This is a genomic window from Nocardia brasiliensis (assembly GCF_042691675.1).
GTDB lineage: Bacteria > Actinomycetota > Actinomycetes > Mycobacteriales > Mycobacteriaceae > Nocardia > Nocardia brasiliensis_D.
Map to the genome: position 1 here is coordinate 5882341 of NZ_CP170507.1, position 24348 is coordinate 5906688.

Below are 24348 nucleotides of genomic sequence, written 5' to 3' on the forward strand. Positions count from 1 at the left end.
GCTCGAGGCGGGTTCTACTCGTGGAATTCGAATTTCCAGGCTTGGTGCTGATTGCTCGATTCGAGCGGTCGCAGGGCTACGGTGGGTGGGAAGATGCGCAGCATGCTGAGGTCCACGGCTAGTTCGGTGCCGTCGGGGACGACGATGTAGTAGGTGAACGGCTCAGCGGCCGGAATGAGGTTCCATTCCTTGGGTTCTGGGAAATGGTCGATCCGCTGTGGGTTTGCGTCGTAGCCGAGGTAGGTCTGGCTCGCGAGGTTGCGGATGGTGACGTTGCCGTTGTCGAGTTGGTGCACTTCCCACTCTTGGGTGCCGGGTTCGCCGGTCGGCGGTAGGACGACGATTGGCGTGGGACTTTCCGTGCGCTGCAAGGTCAGAAGTTGTTCCTGGGGACGGCTGATCGCGTAGACACCACCGTGCATCGCGGCGGTCCGGATGGGCTCGGAGCTGGTCGGCCACCATGCTGTCGCCAGCGCGAGAACCGAGAGCACCGTGATTGTCAGTGCGCCTGCCGAGCGCGGGGTATTCATCGGTGACCGAGGCCCTTGACCAAGAGCGTCACGGTGTCGGCGCCCGCGTGCCTGTCCTTCGAAATCTCCAGGTACTCGGGGGATTCCGCCCAGGCGCGGAAGGAGGGCTCGTCGGGAAACGACATCAGCACCACCTTCTCTCGGTCCGTGGTGCCTTCGATAATGTGCGGCTCTTCGTCAGCGGCGAGCAGCGTGCCCGAGTAGCGGGTGAAAACGTCCAGGAAGCGCGCCTGGTACCGGTCGTAGGCAACACGATCGGTGAACTTCAGTTGCGCGATCACATACACGGTCATGGTGCGACCCTAAGTCCCGGTGCGGACTTCGGCATCGAACCGGACAGATATGCGTTGCGTCCGAATACTTCGGCCGCCGCCTATATTGAAAGTCGGTGACAGCGCCCGGTTGCCGGTTAGGGGATCGAATGTCGTTCGTGCTCATCGACACACCGCGACCGCACGTTGCCCTCGTCACGCTCAACCGTCCCGATCGGATGAACGCGATGGCCTTCGATGTGATGATCCCGCTGCGCGAGGCACTCGAAGAAGTCAGCACAGACAACGATATTCGGGTCGTGGTGCTCACCGGTGCGGGCCACGGCTTCTGCTCCGGTGCCGACTTACAAAGCGCTGGCAAAGTTCCCAATGTCGAAGGACTCACCGTCAGCAGCATCGCGCGCCGCTCGATGGACCTGCTCAATGATGTGATGATCACCCTGCGGCGCATGCACCAACCGGTGATCGGCGCGATCAACGGTGCTGCCATCGGTGGCGGGTTCTGTCTCAGCGTCGCCACCGACATCCGAATCGCCGCCGACGGAGCCTACTTTCGCGCGGCGGGCATCAACAACGGCCTCACCTCCACCGAACTGGGCATCAGCTACCTGCTACCGCGCGCCATCGGCTCCTCCCGCGCATTCGAGATCATGCTGTCCGGTCGCGATGTCGACGCCACCGAAGCCGAACGCATCGGCCTCGTCTCCCGCACCGTCCCCGCATCCGAACTCCTCGAAACCTGCTACGACCTCGCCGCCCGCATCATCAGCTTCAGCCGCGTAGGCACCGAACTCACCAAACGCATGCTCTGGAGCGGCATGGAAGCAAACAGCTTCGAATCCCACATGCAACACGAAGGAACAGCCCAACTCTACGTCCGCCTAACCACCAACAACTTCGACGAAGCCATCCAAGCCCGCCAAGCCCACCGCCCCCCAATCTACAAAGACTGACCCCCACCCCCGGCCCCCCACCGCAGTGTCACCCCCGCCATGTCCCACCCGGCGAAGAATCAGCCTCACTTCGATACCCGAACGGGACATCACGGAGCGCCTAACCGCGTGTCGCCACAGCCATGTCCCTTTCGGGGAACGATCAGCCTCACTTCGGTACCCGAACGGACATCACGGAGCACCTAGCCGCGTATCGCCACAGCCACGTCCCCCTCGGCGAACGATCAGCCCCACTCCGGTACCCCAACGGGACATCACGGAGCGCCTAACCGCGTGTCGCCACAGCCATGTCCCCCTCGGCGAAAGTCGGCCCCGGTTGGATACGAACGGGACATCACGGAGCATTCAGCCGCGCGCCGCCGCAGCCATGTCCCGCTCGCTGAGTTGTCGGCGCGAGCGGCGCACCATCAGCCATAGAGAGGGGCCGCGAGCGCCAGCGAGGGTTCCTCACCGGCCCGGCTCCGGCTCACCGCCCGCTGAACGGGACATCCCGGAGCGCGCCCCGGCGTGTCGCCACAGCCACGTCCCGCACGGCGAAAGCCGGCCCTCAATTCGACACGAACGGGACATCACGGAGCGCTTGGCGGCGTGTCGCCGCAGCCATGTCCCGACCGGTGAGTTGTCGGCGTGAGCGGACACGGTCAGCCATGGGCGAACCGAGAGGGTCAGCACGGATTCCTCAACGAACCGGCTCCGCCCCAGCGCACGCCGAACGGGACACCACGGAGCACGCACCGGCGCGTCACCGCAACCATGTCCCGCCCCGCGAAGGTCGGCCTCGGTTGGATCGAACGGGACACCACGGAGCGCGCACCGGCGGGTCACCGCAGCCATGTCCCACTCGGCAAAGGGTCGGGGCGAGAGGCACACGGTCGGCCGGTGGACGGAGGCGAGAGGTCCTCGGTGGTTGCTGCCCGGACCGACTCGGCCTAGCTCCGCCTCACCGCAACGCCGAACGGGAGGCCACGGGCTGCCACCCGGGTATCGCCGCAACCATGTCCCGCCCGGCGAAGGTCGGCCTCGGTTGGATACGAACGGGACACCACGGAGTGCGCACCGGCGTGTTACCGCCGCCATGTCCCGTTCGGCGAAGGGGCGGGCCTAAGTTCCGTACCGAACGGGACATCACGGAGCGCGCACCGGGGTGTCGCCGCCATGTCCCGTTCGGGGCGGGGCGGGCCTCCGTTCGACATCGAACGGGACATCACGGAGTGCTTGGCGGCGTGTCGGCGCAGCTATGTCCCGCTCGGGGTGGGTTGGGTTTTTACTGGGGCGGTGGGCGTTTGAGGAGGGCTATGCATTCGACGTGGTGGGTGGTGGGGAAGGCGTCGAAGGCGCGTAGGTCTTCTAGGTGGTAGCCGGTGGAGTGGTATAGGGCTAGGTCGCGGGCGAAAGCGGCTGGGTCGCAGCCTATGTGGATGATGCGGGTTGGGTCGGTGGCGGCTAGGGCGGCGATTACGTCTTTGCCTGCGCCTGCGCGTGGGGGGTCGAGGACGACTACGTCGGGGGCGGGGCCGCCGAGGCGTTCGGTTACCCATCGCTCCACTCGTTGGGCGTGCAGGTCCAGCCAGGGGAGGTCGCGCAGGGCTGCTGTGCCGTCGGCGACGGCGGAGCGGGCCGATTCCACCGCGAGGACCGCGCCAGTCTGTCCGACCTGCTCGGCCAGTCGGGACGCGAAAACGCCTGCACCGCTGTACAAGTCCCAGGCCAGGCCGCCGGGGAGCAGACCGGACCATTCCGCCACCAGATCCGAATAACATTGCGCGGCACCGTGATGCGCCTGCCAGAAGCCGGTCGCGGAGACCTCCCACCGACGCCCGGCCACATACTCGACCGCCCGCCCGCTGCCAGAAATCACCCACTCGTCGCGCGCCGCATGGGTGGCCGCGCGCCGCGCCGACGCACTACGCCGCTCCTCCGCCTGTGGCACTTCCGGGATGCGGCTGCCGCTCTGTTCCGTACCGCTGCCCCGCGCGTCACTACGCCAGACTCCGCCGATCTCACCTGGACGGCGGCGACGACCACGCTCGGGCGCGTCGTCTCCGCGCCATTCGCTGCCCGGCTTGCCAGCTGGGCGACGGCGGTTGTCTCGTTCGGCGCTACGTCCGGTGCCGGTGCGGTCATCGCCTCCGCGTGCACCCGGGTCGTCGGTTCGTGGCTTACGTCCACGGTCGTCGTCCCCGCGTACGCCACCGGGTTCGGCGCCGGGGCGGCGGCGATCGTTGCGCTCGGCGCGGCCTCGTCTGTCACGGCCGCGTTGATCGCCGCGGCGGTCGCTGGTGGCACCGGGGTCGGTGCGCTGCGAGTCGCTTGTGCGCGACTTGCGCCGCTCCCCCTCGGCCGTCGGTGTCAGTTCGACGATGTGGCGGACGCCGTCGCCGTCGACCGCGATGACCAGATCCGCACCCGGTGTCCACAATCGGTCCGCGACACCGTCGAGTGCACCTGGAACCGGTTGGGGGCAGCGCAGATCCGCGATCACGTCGGTGCTGCGGTATCGATGAACGCCGGCTCGACCCGTCGCATCCACGGCAAGCCGGATTCGGGTGCGCCAGCCGCCGGTGGCGTCGCCGGAACCGGTGATCGGCTGCACGACGATTTCCCGCTCGATCCCCGCGAGCCTGCGCAGCTGTTCCGCGACGACCGATGCCTTCAGCGCCCGTTGCGCTTGCGGTGTGGCATAGGAGAAATCGCAGCACCCCGCACCACCCGGACCGGACACCGGGCAGGTGGCGGGGACGCGGTCGGGAGACGGCTCGAGGATTTCCACCGCGTCGGCGCGGCAGAACGATCCGCCACGATCCTCGGTGACCCGCACCCGCACCAGTTCACCGGGCAGCCCGTGCCGGACGAACACCACGCGCCCCTCGTGCCTGCCGACACAGAACCCACCGTGCCCCGGCGGCCCGAGCCGCACCTCGAAAGTTGCGTCGCGCCAATCATTCATGACTCGCTCACTCATGATCGGTCGTCATAACCGCGACGCACCGCACCCGGCGCGTTCACAACGCCGGGCGTGCGCGCCCGCGTCGACGAACTCAACTGCCACGGCACGCTGGTCACCATCACTCCCGGTTCGAAAAGCAGTCGGCCCTTGAGCCGCAACGCACTCTGGTTGTGCAGCACCTGTTCCCACCAGTGACCGACCACGTATTCGGGGATGAACACGGTCACCACATCGCGCGGGGAGTCCTTGCGCACTCGCTTCACGTAGTCGAGGACGGGCTTGGTAATTTCCCGGTAGGGCGATTCGATCACCTTGAGCGGCACGGTGATATCGCTCTGCTCCCATTCGCGCACCAGCGCCCTGGTGTCGGCCTCGTCGACGTTCACGGTCACCGCTTCGAGCGTGTCGGGCCGGGTGGCGCGGGCATAGGCCAGCGCACGCCGCGTCGGCAGATGCAGCTTGGACACCAGCACGATCGAGTGCGAGCGGCTGGGCAGCACACCGTCCCACTCGTGCTCGTCCAGCTCGCGCGACACCGAATCATAGTGCTTGCGAATCATTTTCATCACGATGAAGATCGCGACCATGGTGATGATGGCGATGTAGGCGCCCGCGAAGAACTTGGTGATGAGCACGATGATCAGCACCGCGCCGGTCGCGCTCAGGCCGATCGCGTTGATCACCCGCGACCGCTTCATCCGCGCCCGCTGCGCCGGATCGGTTTCGGTGCGCAGCAAGCGGGTCCAGTGCCGCAGCATGCCGGTCTGGCTGAGGACGAAGGAGACGAAGACGCCGACGATGTACAGCTGGATCAGCTTGGTGACCTCGGCCCCGAAGAACACCACGAACGCGATGGCGGCCCCGGACAGGAACAGGATGCCGTTACTGAATGCCAGTCGGTCGCCGCGGGTGTGCAACTGCCTCGGCAGGTAGCGGTCCTGCGCCAGAATCGACCCGAGCACCGGGAACCCGTTGAACGCGGTGTTCGCGGCGAGGACCAGGATCAGCGCGGTCACCGTGGTGATGAAGAAGAACCCGATCGGGAAGCCGTGGAACACCGTGTCCGCGAGTTGAGCGATCAGTGTCTTCTGGTGGTAGCCGTCGGGTGCGCCGATCAGATCCGACTCGTCGTGGGCGTAGACCACCCCGATCTTCTGGGCCAGGATGATGATCCCCATCAGCAGCACGATCGCGAACGTGCCCAGCATCAGCAACGTGGTGGCGGCGTTGCGCGACTTGGGCTTCCGGAACGCGGGCACGCCGTTGCTGATCGCCTCGACACCGGTCAGCGCGGCACAACCGGAGGAGAACGAGCGGGCGATCAAGAAGGCGAAGGCGAGACCGTAGAGGTGCTCGTCCTCCGCCTGCAATCCGAAGCCGGCCGACTCGGCTCGTAGATCGTCGCCGAGGATGAAGATCTGGAACAACCCCCAGCCGAGCATGACGAACATGCCGACGATGAACGCGTAGGTCGGGATCGCGAACGCGGTGCCCGACTCGCGGACGCCGCGCAGGTTGATCGCGGTCAGGATGGCGATGGCGACGACGGCGAACAGCACCTTGTGCGTGGCGACGAACGGGATGGCCGAACCGATATTGGACGCGGCCGAGGAAATCGAGACGGCCACCGTGAGGACGTAGTCGACGAGCAGTGCGCTGCCGACGGTCAACCCGGCGTTCGGTCCGAGGTTCGTCGTGGCGACCTCGTAGTCGCCGCCACCCGACGGGTAGGCGTGCACGTTCTGCCGGTAGCTGGCCACCACCACGGCCATCACGAACGCGACGGCGAGACCGACCCAGGGCGCGTAGACGTAGGCCGAGATGCCGGCGGCGGAGAGTACGAGGAAGATTTCTTCCGGCGCGTAGGCGACCGAGGACATGGCATCGGAGGCGAACACCGGGAGGGCGATGCGCTTCGGCAGCAGGGTATGGCCAAGCGAATCACTACGGAAAGGCCTGCCCAGCAGCATTCGTTTCGCTGCCGTCGTCAACTTGGACACTGGAGCGAGCATAGGCCCCCGCATCGTCCGTCGTGCGCGTGGCTCGCAGGTTTGGCCGACGAGCGGAGGGGGAAAGTGGATGTAATCATTCGGCAGGTACCGTTCGAACGAACGAGAAGCAGACCGAACGCTTGGTTCCAGGAACGAGGTTGCACGGGTGTACGTAGTGATCATGGGATGTGGGCGCGTCGGGTCGGCGCTGGCCCGCGCCCTCGTCCGGGTCGGTCACGAGGTCACCGTGATAGATCGGGACTCCGCCGCCTTCCTCCGGCTGGGCCAGGACTTCAGCGGTGAGCGGGTGACCGGCGTCGGTTTCGACCGAGATGTGCTGGTACGGGCGGGAATCGAGCGCGCCGACGCGTTCGCCGCGGTCTCCTCCGGCGATAATTCCAACATCATCTCCGCGCGGGTGGCCCGCGAGATGTTCGGCGTCGAGCGCGTGGTCGCCCGCATCTACGACGCCAAGCGCGCCGCGGTGTACGAGCGGCTCGGCATTCCGACCATCGCCACCGTGCCGTGGACCACCGACCGGTTCCTGCGCACCCTCATCGGCGACGGCACCACGACCACCTGGCGCGACCCCACCGGCACCGTGGCCGTGACGCAGCTGACGCTGCACGAGGACTGGTACGGCCGTACGGTGCGCGACCTGGAGCGCGACGTCCGCGTCCGGGTGGCGTTCATCATCCGATTCGGCCAGGGCCTGCTGCCCGACAGCAAGACCATCGTGCAGGCCGACGACGTCGTCTACGTCGCCGCCACATCCGGTTCGGTGGGTGAGGCCGTCGCACTGGCCGGCAAGCCCCCCGTGAGCGAGGACTGAACATGAAAGTGGCCATCGCCGGGGCAGGCGCCGTCGGTCGATCCATCGCCAGGGAACTGCTGCGCGGCGGACACCGCGTCATGCTGCTCGAGCGGCAACTCGACCACATCGAACCGGAGGCGATCCCGGACGCCGTCTGGGTGCACGCCGACGCCTGTGAGCTCGCGTTGCTCGAGGACGCGGGGCTGGAAACCTACGAGGTGGTCATCGCGGCCACCGGCGACGACAAGGCGAATCTGGTGCACAGCCTGCTCGCCAAGACCGAGTTCGGCGTGCGCCGAGTGGTGGCGCGGGTGAACGATCCGCGCAACGAATGGCTCTTCGACGGTTCCTGGGGTGTCGACGTGGCGGTGTCCACGCCGCGCCTGCTCGCCTCGCTGGTCGAAGAGGCGGTCACCGTCGGCGATCTGGTGCGCCTGATGACGCTGCGGCAGGGCCAGGCCAACCTGGTCGAGATCACGCTGCCCGGGGACACCGCGCTGGCCGGAAAGCCGGTGCGCACGCTCACCCTGCCGCGCGACGCCGCCTTGGTGACGATTCTGCGCGGCGGCCGGGTGATCGTGCCGCAGCCGGACGATCCGTTCGAAGGCGATGACGAACTGCTGTTCGTCACCTCGGTGGAGGCCGAAGAGGATTTGCGGGTCGAACTCGCCAACCACGGCATCAAGCCTTGACTCCCCGACAGGGCTGATACGCGGCGGCTACGCCCGCTAGGCCACCTTCAGTTCCGCGCGCAGCTTGTTCAGCGCACGGTGCTGCATCACCCGGACCACACCGGGACTGGTGCCGATCGCCTCGGCGGTCTGCGCCGCCGACCAGCCGAGCACGAGGCGCATGACCAACACCTCGCGGTGCGCGGGAGCAAGCACCTTCATGAGTTCCCTGGTGGCCGCGCGCCGCTCGGACGCCAGCGCCCACTCCTCGGGTCCCGCGGCGGTCGACGCCGTGTCCGGCATCTCCGCCATCGGATAGGTCGGGTGCTGCTGGGAACGGCGGAACGCGTCGGCGACCTTGTTCGATGCGATGCCGTAGACGAAGGCCAGGAACGACTTGCCCTGATCGCGGTACCGCGGGATGGCGTGCACGGTGGCGATCAAAATCTCCTGCACCACATCGTCGGCGGTCACCTGCAGATGGGCGGTATTGCCAAGGCGCGCACCACAATACCGGCGGACCAGCGGGTGGACGAGGCGGACGATCTCGGTGATGGCGGTGCGGTCGCCCGCGGCCGCCGGGCCGATGAACTTGTCCAGTTCGGCCGACACTCGGCGGCTCTCCGACAGGGCCGGATTGTGGTTGTTCGACGATGCTGCGGGGTTGTGCTCGGTAGCCACGTCCGAGTCCTTTCGTGCGATCGTGCGGTGTTTCGTACGCAACGATCGTCTGATGAACTCGGCTGACCAGCCAGGCACCCCAGGGTGGGTAACCACCCACCTAGGCGGTGGAATGTGCCCCACCCCTGAAGGTTTTCGCGAGCGGACCCCGCGGAGTTAACGCCTCACGCAGCCGCGGCGGTCCTGGTCGGCAGATGACCCGCGCGGCGCACCGCCCACACCGTGACGCCCAGCGCGATCGCGGTCAGCGGCCAGCCCATGGCGATGCGGGTGAACGCGAGCCAGCCGGTGCGGTCGGTGTCGTAGAGCTGCGATTGCACCAGGTAGCGGGCACCGAAGACCAGTACCCAGGTGGTGGTCGCGAGGTAGTACAGGCGCTGCACCCGTTGGTCGCTGCGCCAGGCGCTGCCGTGGCCGTTCAGCACTCCCCAGATCACGCCGACGAGTGGCCAGCGCACCAGCATCGAAACGAGGAACACGCCCGCGTAGACCAGGCTCGTGTAGATGCCGAACAGGAAGAAGCCCTTGGCCTCCCCCATCCGGTAGGCGATGAACGCGCAGATGCCGACGCCGAAGAAGCCGGAGATGGCGGGCTGGACGGGGCTGCGTCGGATCAACCGCCAGACCAGGATCAGCGCGGCCACCCCGAGCGCCGCCCAGATGGCCGCGGTCAGCCCGGCGAAACTGTTCACGGGGACGAACACGACTACGGGAACGGTCGAATAGATCAGGCCACTGAAACCGCCGAGCTGCTCGAGCAAGGTCTGCTCGGCGGCTTTCTCGTCACGGTCGAGAGCCGCGGCGGGCTCGTTGCGTTCGCCTGAGGGGGCGTTGTCGTTGCTCGATGGCATACGTCAGCTGTTCCCGCGCAATTCGTAGTAGGGGTTGTAGATCACTTTGCGGCCGTCTCGATCGCCGACTCGGCCGCGAACCAAGATACGCCGTCCCGGTTCGATACCGGGGATGCGCCGACGACCGATCCACACCAGGGTGATGGCATCGGTGCCGTCGAAGAACTCCGCTTGCACACTGGCGCCCGCGGACTTCGGACACGCTTCGACACTGCGTAGCCTACCGAGCATCGTGGCCTCGTCACCGCGTCGACACTCCGAAGCGCGGCACGCACCCGAGGCTTCCGATTTCTCGGCAAGTTCCTCGGCGTCCAACTGGTCGAGATCCTCGGTCAGTCTGCGGCCCAGACGTCGAAAATACCCTGAGGCAGCGGATGACATTTCGCACGTTCTCCTGCATAGCGCAGACAGTGTGGGTCGCACACCATCGTGGTTTCCGTGCACGACCGGCTGTGGACGTACACCCGCCACTGTAGATGCCCCGGCCCACCCCCGCTACGCTCGGACCGGTGTTCGACTCCCCACACCCCGTGTCGGCCGCCCACGTCGTCGTGGCCTTGCCCGGCACCGGATCCGATGCGGATTTCGCCCGCCGTGCCTTCGCGCCCGCCTGCGTAGCGCGCCGTCTCGACGTGGTCGCGGTGGAGCCCGATCCGCGGGCGGTGGTCGCGAGCTATCGGGCCGCGCTCGATGCCGCGGCCGCGGCGGGACCGATTGTTGTGGCGGGAATCTCGTTGGGTGCCGCGGTCGCGATCGAGTGGGCGGCCGAGCATCCCGAGCTCACCGTCGGAGTGGTCGCGGCACTTCCCGCGTGGACCGGGCCGGACACCGCCGCCTGCCCCGCCTCGTTGAGCGCGGGCGCGACCGCCGCGCAATTGCGGGCCGACGGGTTGGACGCGGTGGTGGCCCGGATGCGGGCGAGCAGCCCGCCCTGGCTGGCCGACGCGCTCACCCGGTCGTGGCGGTCGCAATGGCCCAATCTTCCTGCGGCGCTGGACGAAGCGGCCGACTACAAGTGGCCGGAGACCGAGCGGCTCGGCACCCTCGAGGTGCCGGTGGCCGTGGTGACGGCCGTCGACGACCCGGTGCATCCGTTCGCGATCGCCGAGGAGTGGGCGGCGCTGATCCCGCGGTCCGCGATCCACCGGATCACCCTCGCCGAACTCGGCGCGGATCCGTCGATTCTCGGTCACACGGGATTCGCCGCGCTGGCTCGAAGCTGAGCACGCCGGGTCGGTTCAGACCCGGCGTGGCTTCGGACGCAACGTCAGTTCAGGCCCAGCTGCTGCATGGCGGAACCGTCCGCGCCGCGGCGCGGTCCCTCCGGCATCCGCGGCGGCACGGCACTCTGCGGGCCCGCCTGCGTGGCCGCGGCCTGGGCCGCGATCTGCTGTTGCTGGGCGTCGATCTGCGCCTGGTGCGCGGCGGCCAGCTGTTCGGCCAGTTCCTGCGGCAACACCACGGGTAGTGGCTCACGCACCGGCAACGGGTCGTCGCCGCGGCGGATCACGGTCTCGCTCAGGATGGCTCGGGCCGCCGCCACCAGCGGGCTGCCGTCGTTGGACGCACCCGACGGGCCCGCCGCGACCAGCCGGACCATCCAGCGGGGGCCGTCGACACCGATGAACCGCAGGTCCGCACCCTCGGTGATGGCCAGCAGCTCGCGACCCCACGGGCCGGTCTCCACCGCGACCCGGGCACCGTCGTTGCGCAGTGAATCGGCGAGATCGGCTGCTACCGTGCGCCATTGGCCCGCCGACTTGGGTGCCGCGTACGCCGCGACGGTGAGCCTGCCGTGCTCGGTTGCCAGGTGCACGGCTTGTGGCGTGCCGTCGGGGGTCATCTCGACCTGCAACTGGCCGCCCTGCGGCACCGGCAGGATCACCGAGCCGAGATCGAGCCGCTGCTCGGTGACCTTCTCCAGCAGGTCGGCCACCTCGTCGAAATCGTACGGACCCGACTTCACCGCCGACGCGTCACCAGCATCGGCTGTGACGTAAGGCGTTTCGTCGGTGTCGAACTCGTCGTACCCGTAGTCGTCCGCCTCGTCGTAGTCGTCGGCCGGATACCGGTCGTCGTCCGAGGCCTTGCGTCTCTTTCCGAAAATTCCCATCACGCCTCCTCGCCGGTTGCCCGGCCCGCCCCATCCGCCACGGTCAGACTCGCGTGACCGCCGCTCGAACCGTGACCACCCGCGCCCCGAGTGGTCTCATCGAGCGAGTCGACCTCGTGGAAGTCGACCAGTTCCACCCGCTGCACCAGCAGCTGCGCGATCCGGTCGCCCCGGCGCAGCTCGATGGGCGTGCGCGGGTCGTGGTTGATCAGGCACACCTTGATCTCGCCGCGATACCCGGCGTCGACCGTGCCCGGGGTGTTCACCACCGACAGTCCGGTCTTGGCCGCCAGTCCCGAACGCGGATGGATCAGGCCGACCGTGCCGACCGGTAGCGCGACGGCGATGCCGGTCCCGACCAGCACCCGCTCACCGGGCTCCAGGATGACGTCTTCCGTGGTGCACAGGTCCACGCCGGCGTCGCCGTGATGGGCGCGCGCGGGCATGGGGATGCCGGGATCCAGCCGCAGCAGAGGGATAGGTGAAAGTGCCGTCACGTTGGTCGAGCCTACGCGTTGCACCGTCACCCCTGTGACTTAGTGTTGACTCGTGTCGGACCAGCCCAACCCCATGACGATGGACGAGAAACAGCAGAGCCCGCAGCCGTACCGCGAGCGCCTCTGGGTGCCGCTGTGGTGGTGGCCGGTGGCCTTCGCCATCACCGGCTTGCTGGCCGCCGAAATTCATATGGGCGCACCGGGTTTGCGGGCCTGGCTGCCCTACGTGGTGCTGTTCCCGGTGCCGGTGTGGGTGCTGCTGTGGTTGAGCAGGCACCGCGTCGAGGTCGTGCCGGACGCGTCGGGCACGCTGGAACTCCGCGCCGACCGCGCCCACCTCCCGGTGAACTTCGTGGCCCGCGCGGCCGTCGTACCCCGCACGGCGAAGAGCGCGGCGCTGGGTCGCCAGCTCGACCCCGCCGCCTATGTGCAGCATCGGCCGTGGATCGGGCCGATGGTGTTGCTAGTGCTCGACGACCCGGACGATCCGACGCCGTACTGGCTGGTCAGCACGCGTCGCCCCGAACGGGTCCTGGCCGCGCTTGGCTTACCGGGCACGGGGCCGGGTGCGCCGAGCGCGGGCTGATCCTCACGTGTCAGCTCAAGCTGCGCAATCCATGCAGATCAGCTGACCACCCTTCTCGCTGGCCAGCCTGCTCCGGTGGTGCACGAGGAAGCAGCTGGAACAGGTGAACTCGTCGGCCTGCTTCGGGATCACCCGAACCGTCAGTACTTCCTCGGACAGATCCGCGCCGGGAAGCTCGAACGACTCCGCGGTATCGGATTCGTCGATATCCACGACGGCGGACTGTGCCTCGTTACGACGAGCCTTCAGCTCCTCCAGCGAATCTTCCGACACATCGTCGGTTTCGGTGCGCCTCGGTGCGTCATAGTCGGTTGCCATGTCGTCTTCCCCTCGTCCTTACTTCGTATATCCCGGACCGGCTCGATCACACCGATTCCTGCCGGAATCGCTGACTCGCACCGTCCCGCCGGTGGTGCACGTCACACGCACACCGGTCACCCATCAGGGCGGATCGGGCTGATCCACTCCGGATAGCGCTCGGTAAACGCAGGACATGCCCTACTTGTTCCCGCGACCGACCACCAATTTCGCCACCGGCGATTCGATCTGGGCCGCCAGACAATAGCGGACCGTGCGGCAAAAGTCGCAATCAAAACACAGACGATTCGAAACTGACGGGTAATCGACACCATCTGTCGAACTCCCCGAGACCTGGTGCGCCGTATTTACCCAGCCCGGCCGACTCCATCGGCCTGCCGTCGCCCGGGCCCGTGACCTTTTCGTAGAGTGGGTAGGTGGTTTCACTGATCACCGAAGGCCGCCCCGTGGATTCCCAGGGCAGGCCCTTCCTCCGACGGCGCCCGCAGCCCTGGCTCATCATGCTCGGCATCCTCACGCTGATCTGCACGATTGTGTGGGTCAAGGCGTTGACGACGACCGAGCAGGACACCAGCGCGATGGCCTGCAACTCGCCGAGCCCGGCCACCGATCCGGGTGCCGGGCAACCGGCGACGCTCGGTCAGCGCGTCGGCGCGAGCCGACTACAGGACGTGGAACCCGCACCGTTGGCGGCCAGCAAGGTGCGCGTGCTCAACGCGAACAACCAGCGTGGCCAGGCCGCGCACGTGGCGGCGCAGTTCGGTGACCTCGGGTTCGCCAGCGCACCGGGAACGCAATATGGCAACGATTCGGTATACGTCAACGGCGACCTGGAATGCACCGGGCAGATCCGGTTCGGCGTGAACGGCCGTCCGGCCGCCGCGTCGGTGCAACTGGTGGTCCCGTGCGCCGAGCTGATCGAGGATCAGCGAGCCGACGACACCGTCGACATGGTGCTCGGCTCGCTGTTCCGGGACATCCGGCCCAGCAACGACGCGGAAGAAGTGTTGCGTTCGCTGAAGAATCCCGCGCCCGGCGGCACGCCCTCGATCGATATCAAGCTGCTCGACGCCGCCAGACAAGCGCGCTGCTAGCTCCCCCGGCGAGGTACCCATGTGCCCGCGAGACCAGTGGTCGCGTGGGCACATGGGCGTCGGCGCGAACCTAGCGGTCGGGGATCGGCTCGGTAGCGCCGACTCGATCGAGCAGCATCGCCAGTTCGTCGGCAATGCCGGGTGCGGCGGCGACCACCAGGTCGCCCGCCTCGCCCGGTGCGGTGGCGGGTGGCAGCGTGAGCCGGGCACCCGCCTCGGCCGCGATCAACGCGCCCGCACCCCAGTCCCAGGCATTGAGGCCGTGCTCGAAGTAGGCGTCCACCCGCCCCGCGGCGACGTGGCACAGGTCGAGCGCGGCCGCACCGAAGCGGCGAATATCACGCACGTGCGGCAGCACCTCGGCGATCAGCTGCGCCTGCCTGCCCCGCCGGTGCTTGCCGTAGGCAAATCCGGTGGCCACCAACGACATCGAGACCGTCTCGACCGGCGTGCACCGCAGATGTTCCACCGCGCCCTCGGCGTCGACCCGGATCGCGCCGAGCCCGAGCCCGGCGCTGTAGGTGGCACGCCGCGCGACATCCACCACCGCGCCCGCGACCGGTCGGCCACCGCGCAGCGCGGCCACCGACACCGCGTAGCCGGGGATGCCGTACAGGAAGTTGACGGTGCCGTCGATCGGGTCCACCACCCAGTGCACGACATCGGCGGCCGAGTCGGCGAGGCTGCCGCCGCCCTCCTCGCCGAGGATGGGGTCGCCGGGCCGTTGCTCGGCGAGCAGGCCGCGGATCAGGTCTTCGGTCTCGGTGTCCACGATGGTCACCGGATCGGTCGGATGGCCCTTGGCCTGCACCGCGCCCTCGGCGGGCCCGCCGGCCTGCCCGAAGACCTCGGGGCGGCGGGCACGGACGTGTGCGGCCGCGGTCTCGGCGAGGTCGACCGCGACTCTGCGCAGCTCGGCCTCGTCGCCGCGGGCGACGATGATCTCGGAGGTGTAGTCGGACACTGGCGATGAGGTTTCCGGCACGCTCCCCATCGCATCACAGATCCTCGGGAACGCGCAGCATCGATCGCGCATTACTCTTGTCGTGCACGACACAACGCCGTCGTCGGGCACACCACCGCAACGCCGCTGACGGCGACGCTGTGGACCTGTACGGCGGTGTTGTGCTCACACCGGCCAGCACAGGAACGAGGGGTTAGCCATGTCCGCTCGGGGGCAAGCATTCGGCATCGATATCGGCGGCAGCGGCGTCAAGGGCGCCACGGTCGATCTGGCCACCGGTGAGCTGGTCCACGAACGGATCAAGATGGCGACACCGCAACCGTCGACACCGCAGGCCGTCGCCGAGACGGTGGCAAAGCTGGTCGCTCAGGCCGATTGGGACGGCCCGGTCGGCATCACGCTGCCGTCGGTCGTGCTCGACGGTGTCGCGCGCACCGCCGCCAACATCGACAAGGCGTGGGTCGGCACCGACGCGCGGACACTGTTCTCCACCGCGCTGGACGGCCGCGAGGTCACCGTGCTCAACGACGCGGACGCGGCGGGCCTGGCCGAGGACCGCTACGGCGCGGCAAAGGATTTCGACGGGCTGGTGCTGCTGCTGACCTTCGGCACCGGCATCGGCTCGGCCCTGCTGTACCAGGGCACGCTGGTGGCCAACAGCGAACTCGGCCATCTCGAGATCGGCGGCATGGAGACCGAGCACCGCGCCGCCGCCTCGATCAAGGACCGTGACAAACTCACTTTCGAACAGTGGGCCGCCGCGGTGAGCACCGTGCTGATCGGCCTGGAGAACCTGTTCTGGCCGAAGGTGTTCGTCGCCGGCGGCGGCATCAGCCGCGACTCCGATCTGTGGATTCCGTTGCTCACCAACCGAACCCAGGTGATTCCGGCGCATCTGAAGAACACCGCGGGCATCGTCGGCGCGGCGATGGCGATCGATGCGGGTATCGCCCCGTAAATCGGGCGCGGTCGTGCGAGAATTCGGATAACACTCCCGCGCCGTTGGCGGCATCGTGCCGAAGGTACCCTGGTTAGATCGTTACAATGGAACGTGCTCGGCTCGTTCACTAGCGAAGCGAGTGAACCACAGCCACAGTGCCCTCGGCTCACGACGCAGTCGTGAGCCGGAGAAACCCGACCGGCCCTCCGCCGGTGAAACCCGACAGACCGCTCCGCCGGAAGACCACTCTGGCGTGACGCCGCACGAGACCGTCACGAAAGGGCGTACGTGGTAGCCACGAATACCCGTCAGACCGCCGATTCGGCCGAGGCCGATTCCGCAGATGTAACCGAAGCACGGCCGGTCCGTAAGGCGGCTGCCGCGAAGAAGGCCCCGGCGAAGAAGGCCGCCGCGGCCAAGAAGGCGCCTGCGAAGAAGGCCGCCGCCAAGGCGACCAAGGGGCCCGCCAAGAAGGCCGCCACCAAGAAGGTGGGACCGGATGGCGAACCAGGTGCCGACGAGCCGATCGAGGACGTCGAGATCGAAGATCTCGGTGACCTAGAGGTCTCCGAGGACGATCTCACCGAAGAGGCCGAGGATCTGGTCGTCGAGGAGGTCGCCGAAGCCGCCGAGGAGGAGGTCGAACCGACCGCCGCCGACAAGGCGTCGGGCGATTTCGTCTGGGACGAAGAGGAATCCGAGGCCCTGCGGCAGGCCCGCAAGGACGCGGAGCTGACCGCTTCGGCCGACTCGGTGCGCGCCTACCTCAAGCAGATCGGCAAGGTCGCGCTCCTCAACGCCGAAGAGGAGGTCGAACTCGCCAAGCGGATCGAGGCGGGCCTCTACGCGGCGGAGAAGGTGCGCGAGTTCACCGAGCACGGTGAGAAGCTGCCGGTCGCGATGCGCCGCGACTACACCTGGATCGTTCGCGACGGCAACCGCGCCAAGAACCACCTGCTCGAAGCCAACCTGCGACTGGTCGTCTCGCTGGCCAAGCGCTACACCGGCCGCGGCATGGCGTTCCTCGACCTGATCCAGGAGGGCAACCTGGGTCTGATCCGCGCCGTCGAGAAGTTCGACTACACCAAGGGCTACAAGTTCTCCACGTACGCCACCTGGTGGATCCGGCAGGCCATCACCCGCGCCATGGCCGACCAGGCCCGCACCATCCGCATCCCGGTGCACATGGTCGAGGTCATCAACAAGCTCGGCCGCATCCAGCGCGAGCTGCTCCAGGATCTGGGCCGCGAGCCCACCCCGGAAGAGCTGGCCAAGGAAATGGACATCACGCCGGAGAAGGTGCTGGAGATCCAGCAGTACGCGCGTGAGCCCATCTCGCTGGACCAGACCATCGGCGACGAGGGCGACAGCCAGCTCGGTGACTTCATCGAGGACTCCGAAGCCGTTGTCGCCGTGGACGCGGTGAGCTTCACGCTGCTGCAGGACCAACTGCAGTCGGTGCTGGAGACCCTGTCCGAGCGCGAGGCGGGCGTCGTCCGGCTGCGCTTCGGCCTCACCGACGGCCAGCCGCGCACCCTCGACGAGATCGGCCAGGTGTACGGGGTCACCCGCGAACGCATCCGGCAGATCGAGTCCAAGACCATGAGCAAGCTGCGCCACCCCAGCCGCTCCCAGGTCCTGCGCGACTACCTGGATTAAGACACGCCCGACGAACGCCCGCATCTCGAAGATGCGGGCGTTCGTCGTTCCCCGGCCTGCTCGCCCCTCGAGCCCCGCTGCCGCGCAGGTATTCGCGGGCCGCGCGCGGAATTGCTGGCGAATTCGGGCGCAGCTCGCTAACTGGTGCGCAGCACGACGACCCGCACGCGGCGGCGGTTCGGTCAGGGGGTGATGGTGGGAGGTGTGCTGGTGGGGAGGGTGTCGGTGCGGGAGGTGTCTTTGAGGTCGACGCCGGAGCGGCCTAGGCGGCGCGCGCCGGATACCAAGCCCGCCACCACCTTTGCGGCCTGGGTGTAGCCGAGGCCCTCGGGTGGGTGGATGTTGGAGACGCAGTTGCGGTCGGCGTCGGTGCGGCGGGGATGCGGCCGGTGGGTCAGGTAGATGCCGAGGCTGTCGGCGACCGAGAGACCTGGACGCTCGCCGATGAGCACCACGACGGTGGCGACACCCATTGCCTCGGCGATGTGGTCACCCAGGGCGACCCGCGCCTGGGTCGCGATCACGGGGGCGGCGATCGAGTAGCGCGGAGCCAGTTCCTCGATCAGCGCAGCCAGTGTCGCGGGTCCGTGGTCGATGAGGGCGCGTGGGGAAAGCCCGTCCGCCAGAACGAATCCGATGTCGGCGCCGCTGTGCGGTACCGCGGACAACGCCCGCGCCGAGCTGGAACCGGTTGCGGGAGATCGGCGTTCGGCGGGCAATCGCCCGAGGTCAGGTCTGCGCAGGTATTCCGCGCGGTCGCGCGCACGGCTGCGCACCTGGACGGGTGCACCGAGGCCGAGCGCGGCGACCCGCTCCCCCAATTCCGCTACGTCCAACGGCGTATGCACCGCGTCGCGGGCCGCCGAGTGCGCCGCACGGAATTCCAGTACCCGCGCGGTGGGCAGCGCATCGCCGGTGCGGCCGAGTCCGATCCTGGATTGGGTACTGCGCCGAAGTTCCTCCCAGAACAGGTGCGCCGCAGTGTTTTCCGCGACGACTTCCAGCTTGGTGCGCGAGTTCCTGCGCGTCATCAGGCACCTGCCAAGGCTCGTAGCGGCGATGCGAGCGGTTCCACCGGGAGCACCCGGCCCGCCACATCGATCATGCCGAGGTCGGCCAGCCAGGCCTCGAATTCCGGTGCGGGACGCAGGTTCAGCACCTGCCGGGCGTACAGCGCGTCATGGAAGCTGAGGCTCTGGTAGCCGAGCATGACGTCGTCGGCGCCGGGGACGGCGATGACGAAGGCGCAGCCCGCCGCGCCCAGCAGGGTCAGCAGGGTGTCCATATCGTCCTGGTCGGCCTCGGCGTGGTTGGTGTAGCAGACGTCGACGCCCATCGGGAGGCCGAGCAGCTTGCCGCAGAAGTGGTCTTCCAGGCCCGCGCGAATGATCTGTTTGCCGTCGTAGAGGTATTCCGGTCCGATGAAGCCGACAACGGTGTTGACCAGCAGCGGGTCCAGGTCGCGGGCCACCGCGTAGGCCCTGGCCTCCAACGTCTGCTGGTCGACCGGTTTGCCGCCGGTGCCCAAGTGCGCGCCCGCCGACAGGGCCGAGCCCTGACCGGTTTCCAGGTACATGACGTTGTCGCCGACGGTGCCGCGCCGCAGCGACCGGCCCGCCTCGTTGCCCTCGCGCAACAGCGAAATGTTCACGCCGAAACCGGCATTGGCGCCCTCGGTGCCCGCGACCGACTGGAACACCAGATCGACCGGTGCGCCCGCCTCGATCAGCCCGATGGTCGTGGTGACATGCGAGAGCACACAGGATTGGGTGGGGATGTCGAAGCGCATCCGCACCTCGTCCAGCAGGCTCAGGAGGTCGGCAGTCGCCTGCGGTGAATCGGTGGCGGGATTGATCCCGATGACGGCATCGCCACAGCCGAGCAGCAGCCCGTCGAGCGTGGCGGCGGCGATGCCGCGCGGGTCGTCGGTGGGATGGTTCGGCTGCAACCGGGTGGCCAGCGTGCCGGGCAGGCCGACGGTGGTGCGGAAGCCCGCGGTCACCTCGACGGCCCTGGCGACCGCGATCAGATCCTGGTTACGCATGATCTTGCTGACCGCGGCCACCATCTCCGGAATGAGGCCCGGCGCCACCGCGCGCAGGATGTCCGCGGCACCGGCGCCCGCCGCGACCGCGAGCAGCCAGTCCCGCAGGCCACCCACCGTGAGATGCGAAATAGGTTGGAAAGCAACACGATCGTGCGTATCGATGATCAGCCTGGTGACCTCGTCGCTCTCGTACGGCACCACCGGCTCGTCGAGGAACCGGGTCAGCGGCACCTCCGCCAGCGCCCACTGGGCGGCGGCCCGCTCGGCATCCGAACTAGCCGCGCAGCCCGCCAGTTCGTCGCCGCTGCGCAGCGGGGTGGCCTTGGCGAGCAATTCCACCAAACCGTCGAACTGGTATGTGGTACCGCCGAGTTGCTTTGTGTAGCAGGTCATTCCAGCTCCTCCTCGGCCCTGGCCAGCACCGCGAATTCCTCGTCCGGCGAGTTGGCCACCAGTCGGTGCCTGCTGTACAGGCCGAAGTAGGCCATGAACGCGCAGAACGCGACCAGCGTCCACGTCGCCGCCACCGGGTCGACCAGGAACGTGGCAATCACCGCGGCACCGGCGATCACGAGCGCGAACGTGGTGGTGGCCACGCCGCCGGGTGTGCGGTACGGGCGCGGCATGTTCGGCTCGCGCACCCGGAGCACGATGTGGCTGACCATCATCAACACGTAGCTCAGCGCCGCACCGAACACGGCCATGTTCAGCAGCATGGCGCCCTTACCGGTCAGCGACAGCGCGAAACCGACGACGCCGGGCACGATCAGCGCCAGCACCGGCGCCTTGCGCGCGTTGGTCACCGACAGGCTGGTCGGCAGGTAGCCCGCCCGCGACAGCGCGAAAGTCTGCCGGGAGTAGGCATAGACGATGGAGAAGAAGCTGGCCACCAGCCCGGCCAGACCGATGTAGTTCACCATCTTGGCGGCCCCACCGGTACCGAGCGCCTCGACCAGCGGGTTGCCCGACGTCGAAATGGCCTGCGCGCCAAGCGCTCCGGTGGCCAGGAACAACACGGCCGCACCGGTGACGATCAGCACCAGCATCGCGCTGACGATCCCCTTCGGCACGTTCTTCGCCGGTTCCCGCGCCTCCTCCGCGGCCAGCGGCACGCCCTCGACAGCAAGGAAGAACCAGATCGCGAACGGCACCGCCGCCCAGATGCCGAACACCCCGAACGGCAGGAACGCCGAACTGCCAACGGCATTCGGGTCCGCCGGGATGTCGGTCAGCTTGCCCGCGTCGAACAGGCCGATCGCAGCGCACGCGAAGACCGCTAGTCCGGCCAGCGCGATCGCGGTGATCACGAACATAGCCTTCAGCGCCTCCCCCGCCCCGGTCAGATGCACCCCGATGAACAGCGCGTACACCGCCAGATACACCCACCAGCCGTCGGTGATTCCGAACAGGTTCAGCGACTCGACATAGCCGCCGATGAACGTGGCGATGGCCGCGGGCGCGATCGCATACTCGAGCAATATCGCTGTGCCCGTGGCGAATCCGCCCCAAGGCCCGAGCGCGCGCCGAGCGAAGGTGTAGCCGCCGCCCGCCGCGGGAAGTGCCGCCGACAACTCCGCCATGCCGAGCACCATCGCCAGGTACATCCCGGCGATCAGCACGGTCGCGATGAGCAGACCACCGAAGCCGCCCTCGGCGATGCCACTGTTCCAGCCCGCGTAGTCACCGGAGATCACATAGCTCACGCCGAGCCCGGCCAGCAGCACCCAACCCGCCGAGCCCGAGCGCAATGTCCGCTTGGCCAGATAGTCCTCGTCGGCGGTGCCGGTTACCTTCGCGTCCTCGATCGTCATAGGCGGCGCGCACTCCTTATCCACATACCGTTTGGTCGGTGGACCAATTCTTGGGAGCGTTTGTTGCCCGAGTGTGAAACGACGTTACGGACGAGGTGCGGCCGCTCGTGACACATCACACACCACGGGCGAGTCGCACAGTCGCACCTCATCGAGGCACGGCACACTTGGCAAGTGGTTGCCTCCGCCGCGGTCCCGTTCCGGTCGCCCTGGACTCAGACGATCGACCTCCGCACCGAATTGCGCGTCGCGTGGGACTGGCTGCGGCGTCCCGGGCTCGCGCACCGGGTGCTGCCAGCGCTCCGGGAACACCTCGGTGCCGCCCCGGCCAGCACCGCCTACGCGTTCACCCTGTTCGTCACCTGGTGGACGCTGCGCGGAGTCGGCGACTCGGTGGAGCGCAGGCTGATCTTCTCCGCCTCGACCAACCTCTACAACATGCGGCACAACCCGGTGCAGGTGCTGGTCGCCTCGGCATTCTGGACCGACGGCGGCTTCCCGTGGACCGCCATCGTCAGCTTCTTGATCGTGATGGCCTACGCGGAACGCTGGCTCGGCACCGGGCGCTGGATCGTGCTGTTCGCCACCGGGCATATCGGGGCGACGCTGCTCACCGTCACCGGCATTTCGCATGCCATCGATCGCGGCGTCATCCCGCTCAAGGTGGCCGTCGCCGCGGATGTGGGCACCAGCTATGGCTTTTCGGCGGTGCTCGCGGCGATGGCGTTCCGGTTCCGTGGGCCGGTCCGGCTGGTCTGGGCGGGGACGCTCACCGTGGTGCTCGTCGCCGCCCTATGGATCGGCCCGACTTTCACCGACTATGGCCACCTGTGCGCGGCCGCGATCGGCTTCGTCGTCGGTGCGATCGCGACCACGCTCGGCCGCTGGGTCGAGAAGCGCAGCGCGGCAAAACAAGCCGCGCCCGCGGTCACGGAGTAACGGCAGTGGGCTTCCACCGGCGCTGAACCAGTCCGACGGCAGGCTCGACGACACGCGCCGCGATCGGGCCGAGGATGGCCATCAGCAACACGTAGGCCGACGCGAGCGCGGCCAGGTCGCCGTCGACGCCGCCCATGGTCACCGCCAAACCCGCGATGACGATGGAGAATTCACCGCGGGCGACCAGTGCCGCGCCCGCCCGCGCGCGGCCCATCGGCCGGATGCCCTGCCGTTTGGCGGCCCACCAGCCGGTGCCGACCTTGGTCAGCACGGTGACCACCGCCAACGCCACCGCCCAGCCGAGCACCGGCGGAATGGCGCGCGGGTCGGTGGTGAGCCCGAAGGCCACGAAGAAGATCGCCGCGAACAGATCCCGCAGTGGTTCCAGCAGTTTCGCGGCCTCGTGCGCGGTCGAACCGGAGATCGCGATGCCGAGCAGGAACGCCCCCACGGCCGCGGACACGTTCAGTGCCGAGGCCACCCCGGCCACCAGCAGCGCCGCGCCGAGCAGTTTCAGCAGGAACACTTCACGGTCCGAGCTGTCCACGATGGCGGAGACATATCGGCCGTAGCGCAACGCCACCACCAGCACCACGGTGATCGCCGTCAGCGCGATGGCGAGCGACTTGGCGCCACTGGCAAAGCTCAGCCCGGCCAGGATGGTGGTGAGGATCGGCAGATACACCGCCATCGCCAGATCCTCGAACACCAGAATCGACAGGATGACCGGTGTCTCGCGGTTACCGAGCCGCCCGAGGTCGTTGAGCACCTTGGCGACGATGCCCGACGACGAGATGTAGGTGACCCCGCCCATGGTGACCGCGCCGACCGCGCCCCAGCCGAGGATCAGCGCCACCACCACCCCGGGCGTCGCGTTGGCGACGATGTCCACCAGACCCGCCGCCCAGGACCGGCGCAGACCGGTCATCAGTTCCGGTGCCGTGTACTCCAAACCCAGCAGCAGCAACAGCAGCACCACGCCGATTTCGCCTGCGACATGGCCGAATTCGTTGGCGGCACTGAGCGAGATGAAGCCGCCTTCACCGAAGGCGAGACCGCCGATCAGGTAGAGCGGAATGGGAGACATCCCGAAGCGACCAGCCAACCGCCCGAACGTACCGAGGGCAAACAAGATCGCTCCGAGCTCGATCAAGGCGAGCGCGGTTTCGGTCACTGGTTCAGCCGTGCGTCAGAATCTTCGCGGCGGCGTCCAGGCCGTCGGGTGTGCCGACGACGACGAGCACGTCGCCCGCGGTGAAGGTGAAATCCGGGCCGGGCGAGGGATGCAGTTGCCCGGCGCGCATGACCGCGACGATCGACACCTTGGTGCGGGTGCGCATCGCGGTCTCGCCGAGGGTGCGGCCCTCGTACGGGGATTCGTCGGCGATCGGCAGCTGCCGGGTGGTGATGCCGGGGAGGTCGCTGTGCTCGTCGTTCAGCTTCGAGACCAGTTGCGGCGCGCCGAGCAGGTTGGCGAGCACGGCCGCCTCGTCGATGCTCAGCGGGATCTGCGCGGCGCAGGCGTCGGGATCCTCCAGCTTGGAGACGATCAGGTCGATGTCACCGTCGCGGTGTGCGACCACCCCGATCCGGCGGCCGGAGCGCACCTCGAAGTCTTTCCTGACGCCAATTCCGGGGAGGGCGGTCACGTCGACATTCACGCTGTCCAG

25 protein-coding genes are annotated in these 24348 nt (G+C 68.0%); 9 read left to right on the plus strand and 16 right to left on the minus strand.

Annotation, left to right across the window (positions count from 1 at the left end):
* Positions 1–14: 14 nt before the first annotated feature.
* Together ACFK0J_RS27015 and ACFK0J_RS27020 are read right to left on the minus strand one after the other, a co-directional pair.
* Positions 15–530: a hypothetical protein gene (locus ACFK0J_RS27015; RefSeq protein ID WP_378731951.1), complete on the minus strand. Its 516-nt coding sequence runs from the start codon at positions 528–530 to the stop codon at positions 15–17.
* Entirely contained in the window at positions 527–823 is a 297-nt protein-coding gene (locus ACFK0J_RS27020) for a DUF1330 domain-containing protein (RefSeq protein ID WP_378731954.1), read from the minus strand. The genes ACFK0J_RS27015 and ACFK0J_RS27020 overlap by 4 nt, the downstream gene beginning before the upstream one ends.
* 128 nt (positions 824–951) lie before the next feature.
* Between ACFK0J_RS27020 and ACFK0J_RS27025 the strand changes: the two genes are divergently transcribed.
* Positions 952–1755: an enoyl-CoA hydratase gene (locus tag ACFK0J_RS27025; protein ID WP_378731956.1), complete on the plus strand. Its 804-nt coding sequence runs from the start codon at positions 952–954 to the stop codon at positions 1753–1755.
* A 1264-nt stretch (positions 1756–3019) separates the two neighbouring features.
* Here the strand turns inward: ACFK0J_RS27025 and ACFK0J_RS27030 are convergent.
* Both ACFK0J_RS27030 and ACFK0J_RS27035 read right to left on the minus strand, forming a co-directional pair.
* On the minus strand, positions 3020–4717 hold the full coding sequence (locus ACFK0J_RS27030) for a TRAM domain-containing protein (RefSeq protein ID WP_378731959.1): 1698 nt from the start codon (positions 4715–4717) through the stop codon (positions 3020–3022).
* A complete protein-coding gene (locus ACFK0J_RS27035) occupies positions 4714–6702 on the minus strand; it encodes an APC family permease (RefSeq protein WP_378731961.1) in 1989 nt (662 codons plus the stop codon). The genes ACFK0J_RS27030 and ACFK0J_RS27035 overlap by 4 nt, the downstream gene beginning before the upstream one ends.
* 157 nt (positions 6703–6859) lie before the next feature.
* Here ACFK0J_RS27035 and ACFK0J_RS27040 point away from each other — a divergent pair, with 157 nt between their 5' ends.
* Positions 6860–7525: a potassium channel family protein gene (locus ACFK0J_RS27040; protein WP_378731964.1), complete on the plus strand. Its 666-nt coding sequence runs from the start codon at positions 6860–6862 to the stop codon at positions 7523–7525.
* Between the two features lie 2 nt (positions 7526–7527).
* On the plus strand, positions 7528–8199 hold the full coding sequence (locus tag ACFK0J_RS27045) for a potassium channel family protein (protein ID WP_378731966.1): 672 nt from the start codon (positions 7528–7530) through the stop codon (positions 8197–8199).
* A 36-nt stretch (positions 8200–8235) separates the two neighbouring features.
* On the opposite strand, the gene ACFK0J_RS27050 is transcribed toward ACFK0J_RS27045, so the two are convergent.
* The 3 genes from ACFK0J_RS27050 to ACFK0J_RS27060 all read right to left on the minus strand — a co-directional run bounded on the left by ACFK0J_RS27050 (position 8236) and on the right by ACFK0J_RS27060 (position 10091).
* On the minus strand, positions 8236–8859 hold the full coding sequence (locus ACFK0J_RS27050) for a sigma-70 family RNA polymerase sigma factor (protein ID WP_378731968.1): 624 nt from the start codon (positions 8857–8859) through the stop codon (positions 8236–8238).
* Between the two features lie 164 nt (positions 8860–9023).
* Positions 9024–9710, minus strand: a complete 687-nt coding sequence (locus tag ACFK0J_RS27055; RefSeq protein WP_378731970.1) for a DUF3159 domain-containing protein — start codon at positions 9708–9710, stop codon at positions 9024–9026.
* Between the two features lie 3 nt (positions 9711–9713).
* Positions 9714–10091 (minus strand): OB-fold nucleic acid binding domain-containing protein, encoded by a 378-nt coding sequence (locus ACFK0J_RS27060; RefSeq protein WP_218470316.1) that lies wholly within the window; start codon positions 10089–10091, stop codon positions 9714–9716.
* Between the two features lie 128 nt (positions 10092–10219).
* Here ACFK0J_RS27060 and ACFK0J_RS27065 point away from each other — a divergent pair, with 128 nt between their 5' ends.
* Positions 10220–10933, plus strand: a complete 714-nt coding sequence (locus tag ACFK0J_RS27065) for an alpha/beta fold hydrolase (RefSeq protein ID WP_378731973.1) — start codon at positions 10220–10222, stop codon at positions 10931–10933.
* 44 nt (positions 10934–10977) lie between these two features.
* Here ACFK0J_RS27065 and ACFK0J_RS27070 read toward each other — a convergent pair whose 3' ends face one another.
* Positions 10978–11817, minus strand: a complete 840-nt coding sequence (locus ACFK0J_RS27070; protein ID WP_378743042.1) for a DUF3710 domain-containing protein — start codon at positions 11815–11817, stop codon at positions 10978–10980.
* Positions 11818–11822: 5 nt separating this feature from the next.
* A complete protein-coding gene (gene dut, locus ACFK0J_RS27075; RefSeq protein ID WP_378731975.1) occupies positions 11823–12320 on the minus strand; it encodes a dUTP diphosphatase in 498 nt (165 codons plus the stop codon).
* Between the two features lie 79 nt (positions 12321–12399).
* Between dut and ACFK0J_RS27080 the strand changes: the two genes are divergently transcribed.
* Positions 12400–12906, plus strand: a complete 507-nt coding sequence (locus ACFK0J_RS27080) for a DUF3093 domain-containing protein (protein ID WP_378743044.1) — start codon at positions 12400–12402, stop codon at positions 12904–12906.
* 15 nt (positions 12907–12921) lie between these two features.
* Here ACFK0J_RS27080 and ACFK0J_RS27085 read toward each other — a convergent pair whose 3' ends face one another.
* Entirely contained in the window at positions 12922–13224 is a 303-nt protein-coding gene (locus ACFK0J_RS27085; RefSeq protein ID WP_069160046.1) for a DUF4193 domain-containing protein, read from the minus strand.
* A gap of 416 nt (positions 13225–13640) precedes the next feature.
* Here ACFK0J_RS27085 and cei point away from each other — a divergent pair, with 416 nt between their 5' ends.
* Positions 13641–14318, plus strand: a complete 678-nt coding sequence (gene cei, locus ACFK0J_RS27090) for an envelope integrity protein Cei (RefSeq protein WP_378731977.1) — start codon at positions 13641–13643, stop codon at positions 14316–14318.
* Between the two features lie 70 nt (positions 14319–14388).
* Here cei and ACFK0J_RS27095 read toward each other — a convergent pair whose 3' ends face one another.
* Positions 14389–15312, minus strand: coding sequence for an inositol monophosphatase family protein (locus ACFK0J_RS27095; protein WP_378731979.1), 924 nt, complete (start codon positions 15310–15312; stop codon positions 14389–14391).
* 169 nt (positions 15313–15481) lie between these two features.
* On the opposite strand from ACFK0J_RS27095, the gene ppgK reads away from it, so the two are divergent.
* Positions 15482–16240 carry a polyphosphate--glucose phosphotransferase gene (gene ppgK / locus ACFK0J_RS27100; RefSeq protein WP_378731981.1) on the plus strand — a complete coding sequence of 253 codons (759 nt, stop codon included), beginning with the start codon at positions 15482–15484 and terminating at the stop codon, positions 16238–16240.
* A 270-nt stretch (positions 16241–16510) separates the two neighbouring features.
* Positions 16511–17881: an RNA polymerase sigma factor gene (locus tag ACFK0J_RS27105; protein WP_218470321.1), complete on the plus strand. Its 1371-nt coding sequence runs from the start codon at positions 16511–16513 to the stop codon at positions 17879–17881.
* Positions 17882–18063: 182 nt separating this feature from the next.
* Here the strand turns inward: ACFK0J_RS27105 and eutC are convergent, their stop codons facing one another.
* The 3 genes from eutC to eat are packed head-to-tail and all read right to left on the minus strand — an operon-like array spanning position 18064 to position 21739.
* Positions 18064–18912 carry an ethanolamine ammonia-lyase subunit EutC gene (gene eutC / locus ACFK0J_RS27110; protein WP_378731984.1) on the minus strand — a complete coding sequence of 283 codons (849 nt, stop codon included), beginning with the start codon at positions 18910–18912 and terminating at the stop codon, positions 18064–18066.
* Positions 18912–20321 carry an ethanolamine ammonia-lyase subunit EutB gene (locus tag ACFK0J_RS27115; protein ID WP_378731986.1) on the minus strand — a complete coding sequence of 470 codons (1410 nt, stop codon included), beginning with the start codon at positions 20319–20321 and terminating at the stop codon, positions 18912–18914. Before ACFK0J_RS27115 ends, eutC begins: the two co-directional genes overlap by 1 nt.
* Complete coding sequence (gene eat / locus ACFK0J_RS27120) at positions 20318–21739, minus strand: ethanolamine permease (protein ID WP_378731987.1); 1422 nt, start codon at positions 21737–21739, stop codon at positions 20318–20320. The genes ACFK0J_RS27115 and eat overlap by 4 nt, the downstream gene beginning before the upstream one ends.
* 174 nt (positions 21740–21913) lie before the next feature.
* Here eat and ACFK0J_RS27125 point away from each other — a divergent pair, with 174 nt between their 5' ends.
* Entirely contained in the window at positions 21914–22678 is a 765-nt protein-coding gene (locus ACFK0J_RS27125; RefSeq protein WP_378731989.1) for a rhomboid-like protein, read from the plus strand.
* Here the strand turns inward: ACFK0J_RS27125 and ACFK0J_RS27130 are convergent.
* Positions 22668–23852, minus strand: a complete 1185-nt coding sequence (locus ACFK0J_RS27130; RefSeq protein ID WP_378731991.1) for a cation:proton antiporter — start codon at positions 23850–23852, stop codon at positions 22668–22670. The genes ACFK0J_RS27125 and ACFK0J_RS27130 overlap by 11 nt on opposite strands.
* 4 nt (positions 23853–23856) lie before the next feature.
* Positions 23857–24339: a cation:proton antiporter regulatory subunit gene (locus ACFK0J_RS27135; protein ID WP_378731993.1), complete on the minus strand. Its 483-nt coding sequence runs from the start codon at positions 24337–24339 to the stop codon at positions 23857–23859.
* Positions 24340–24348: the final 9 nt, after the last annotated feature.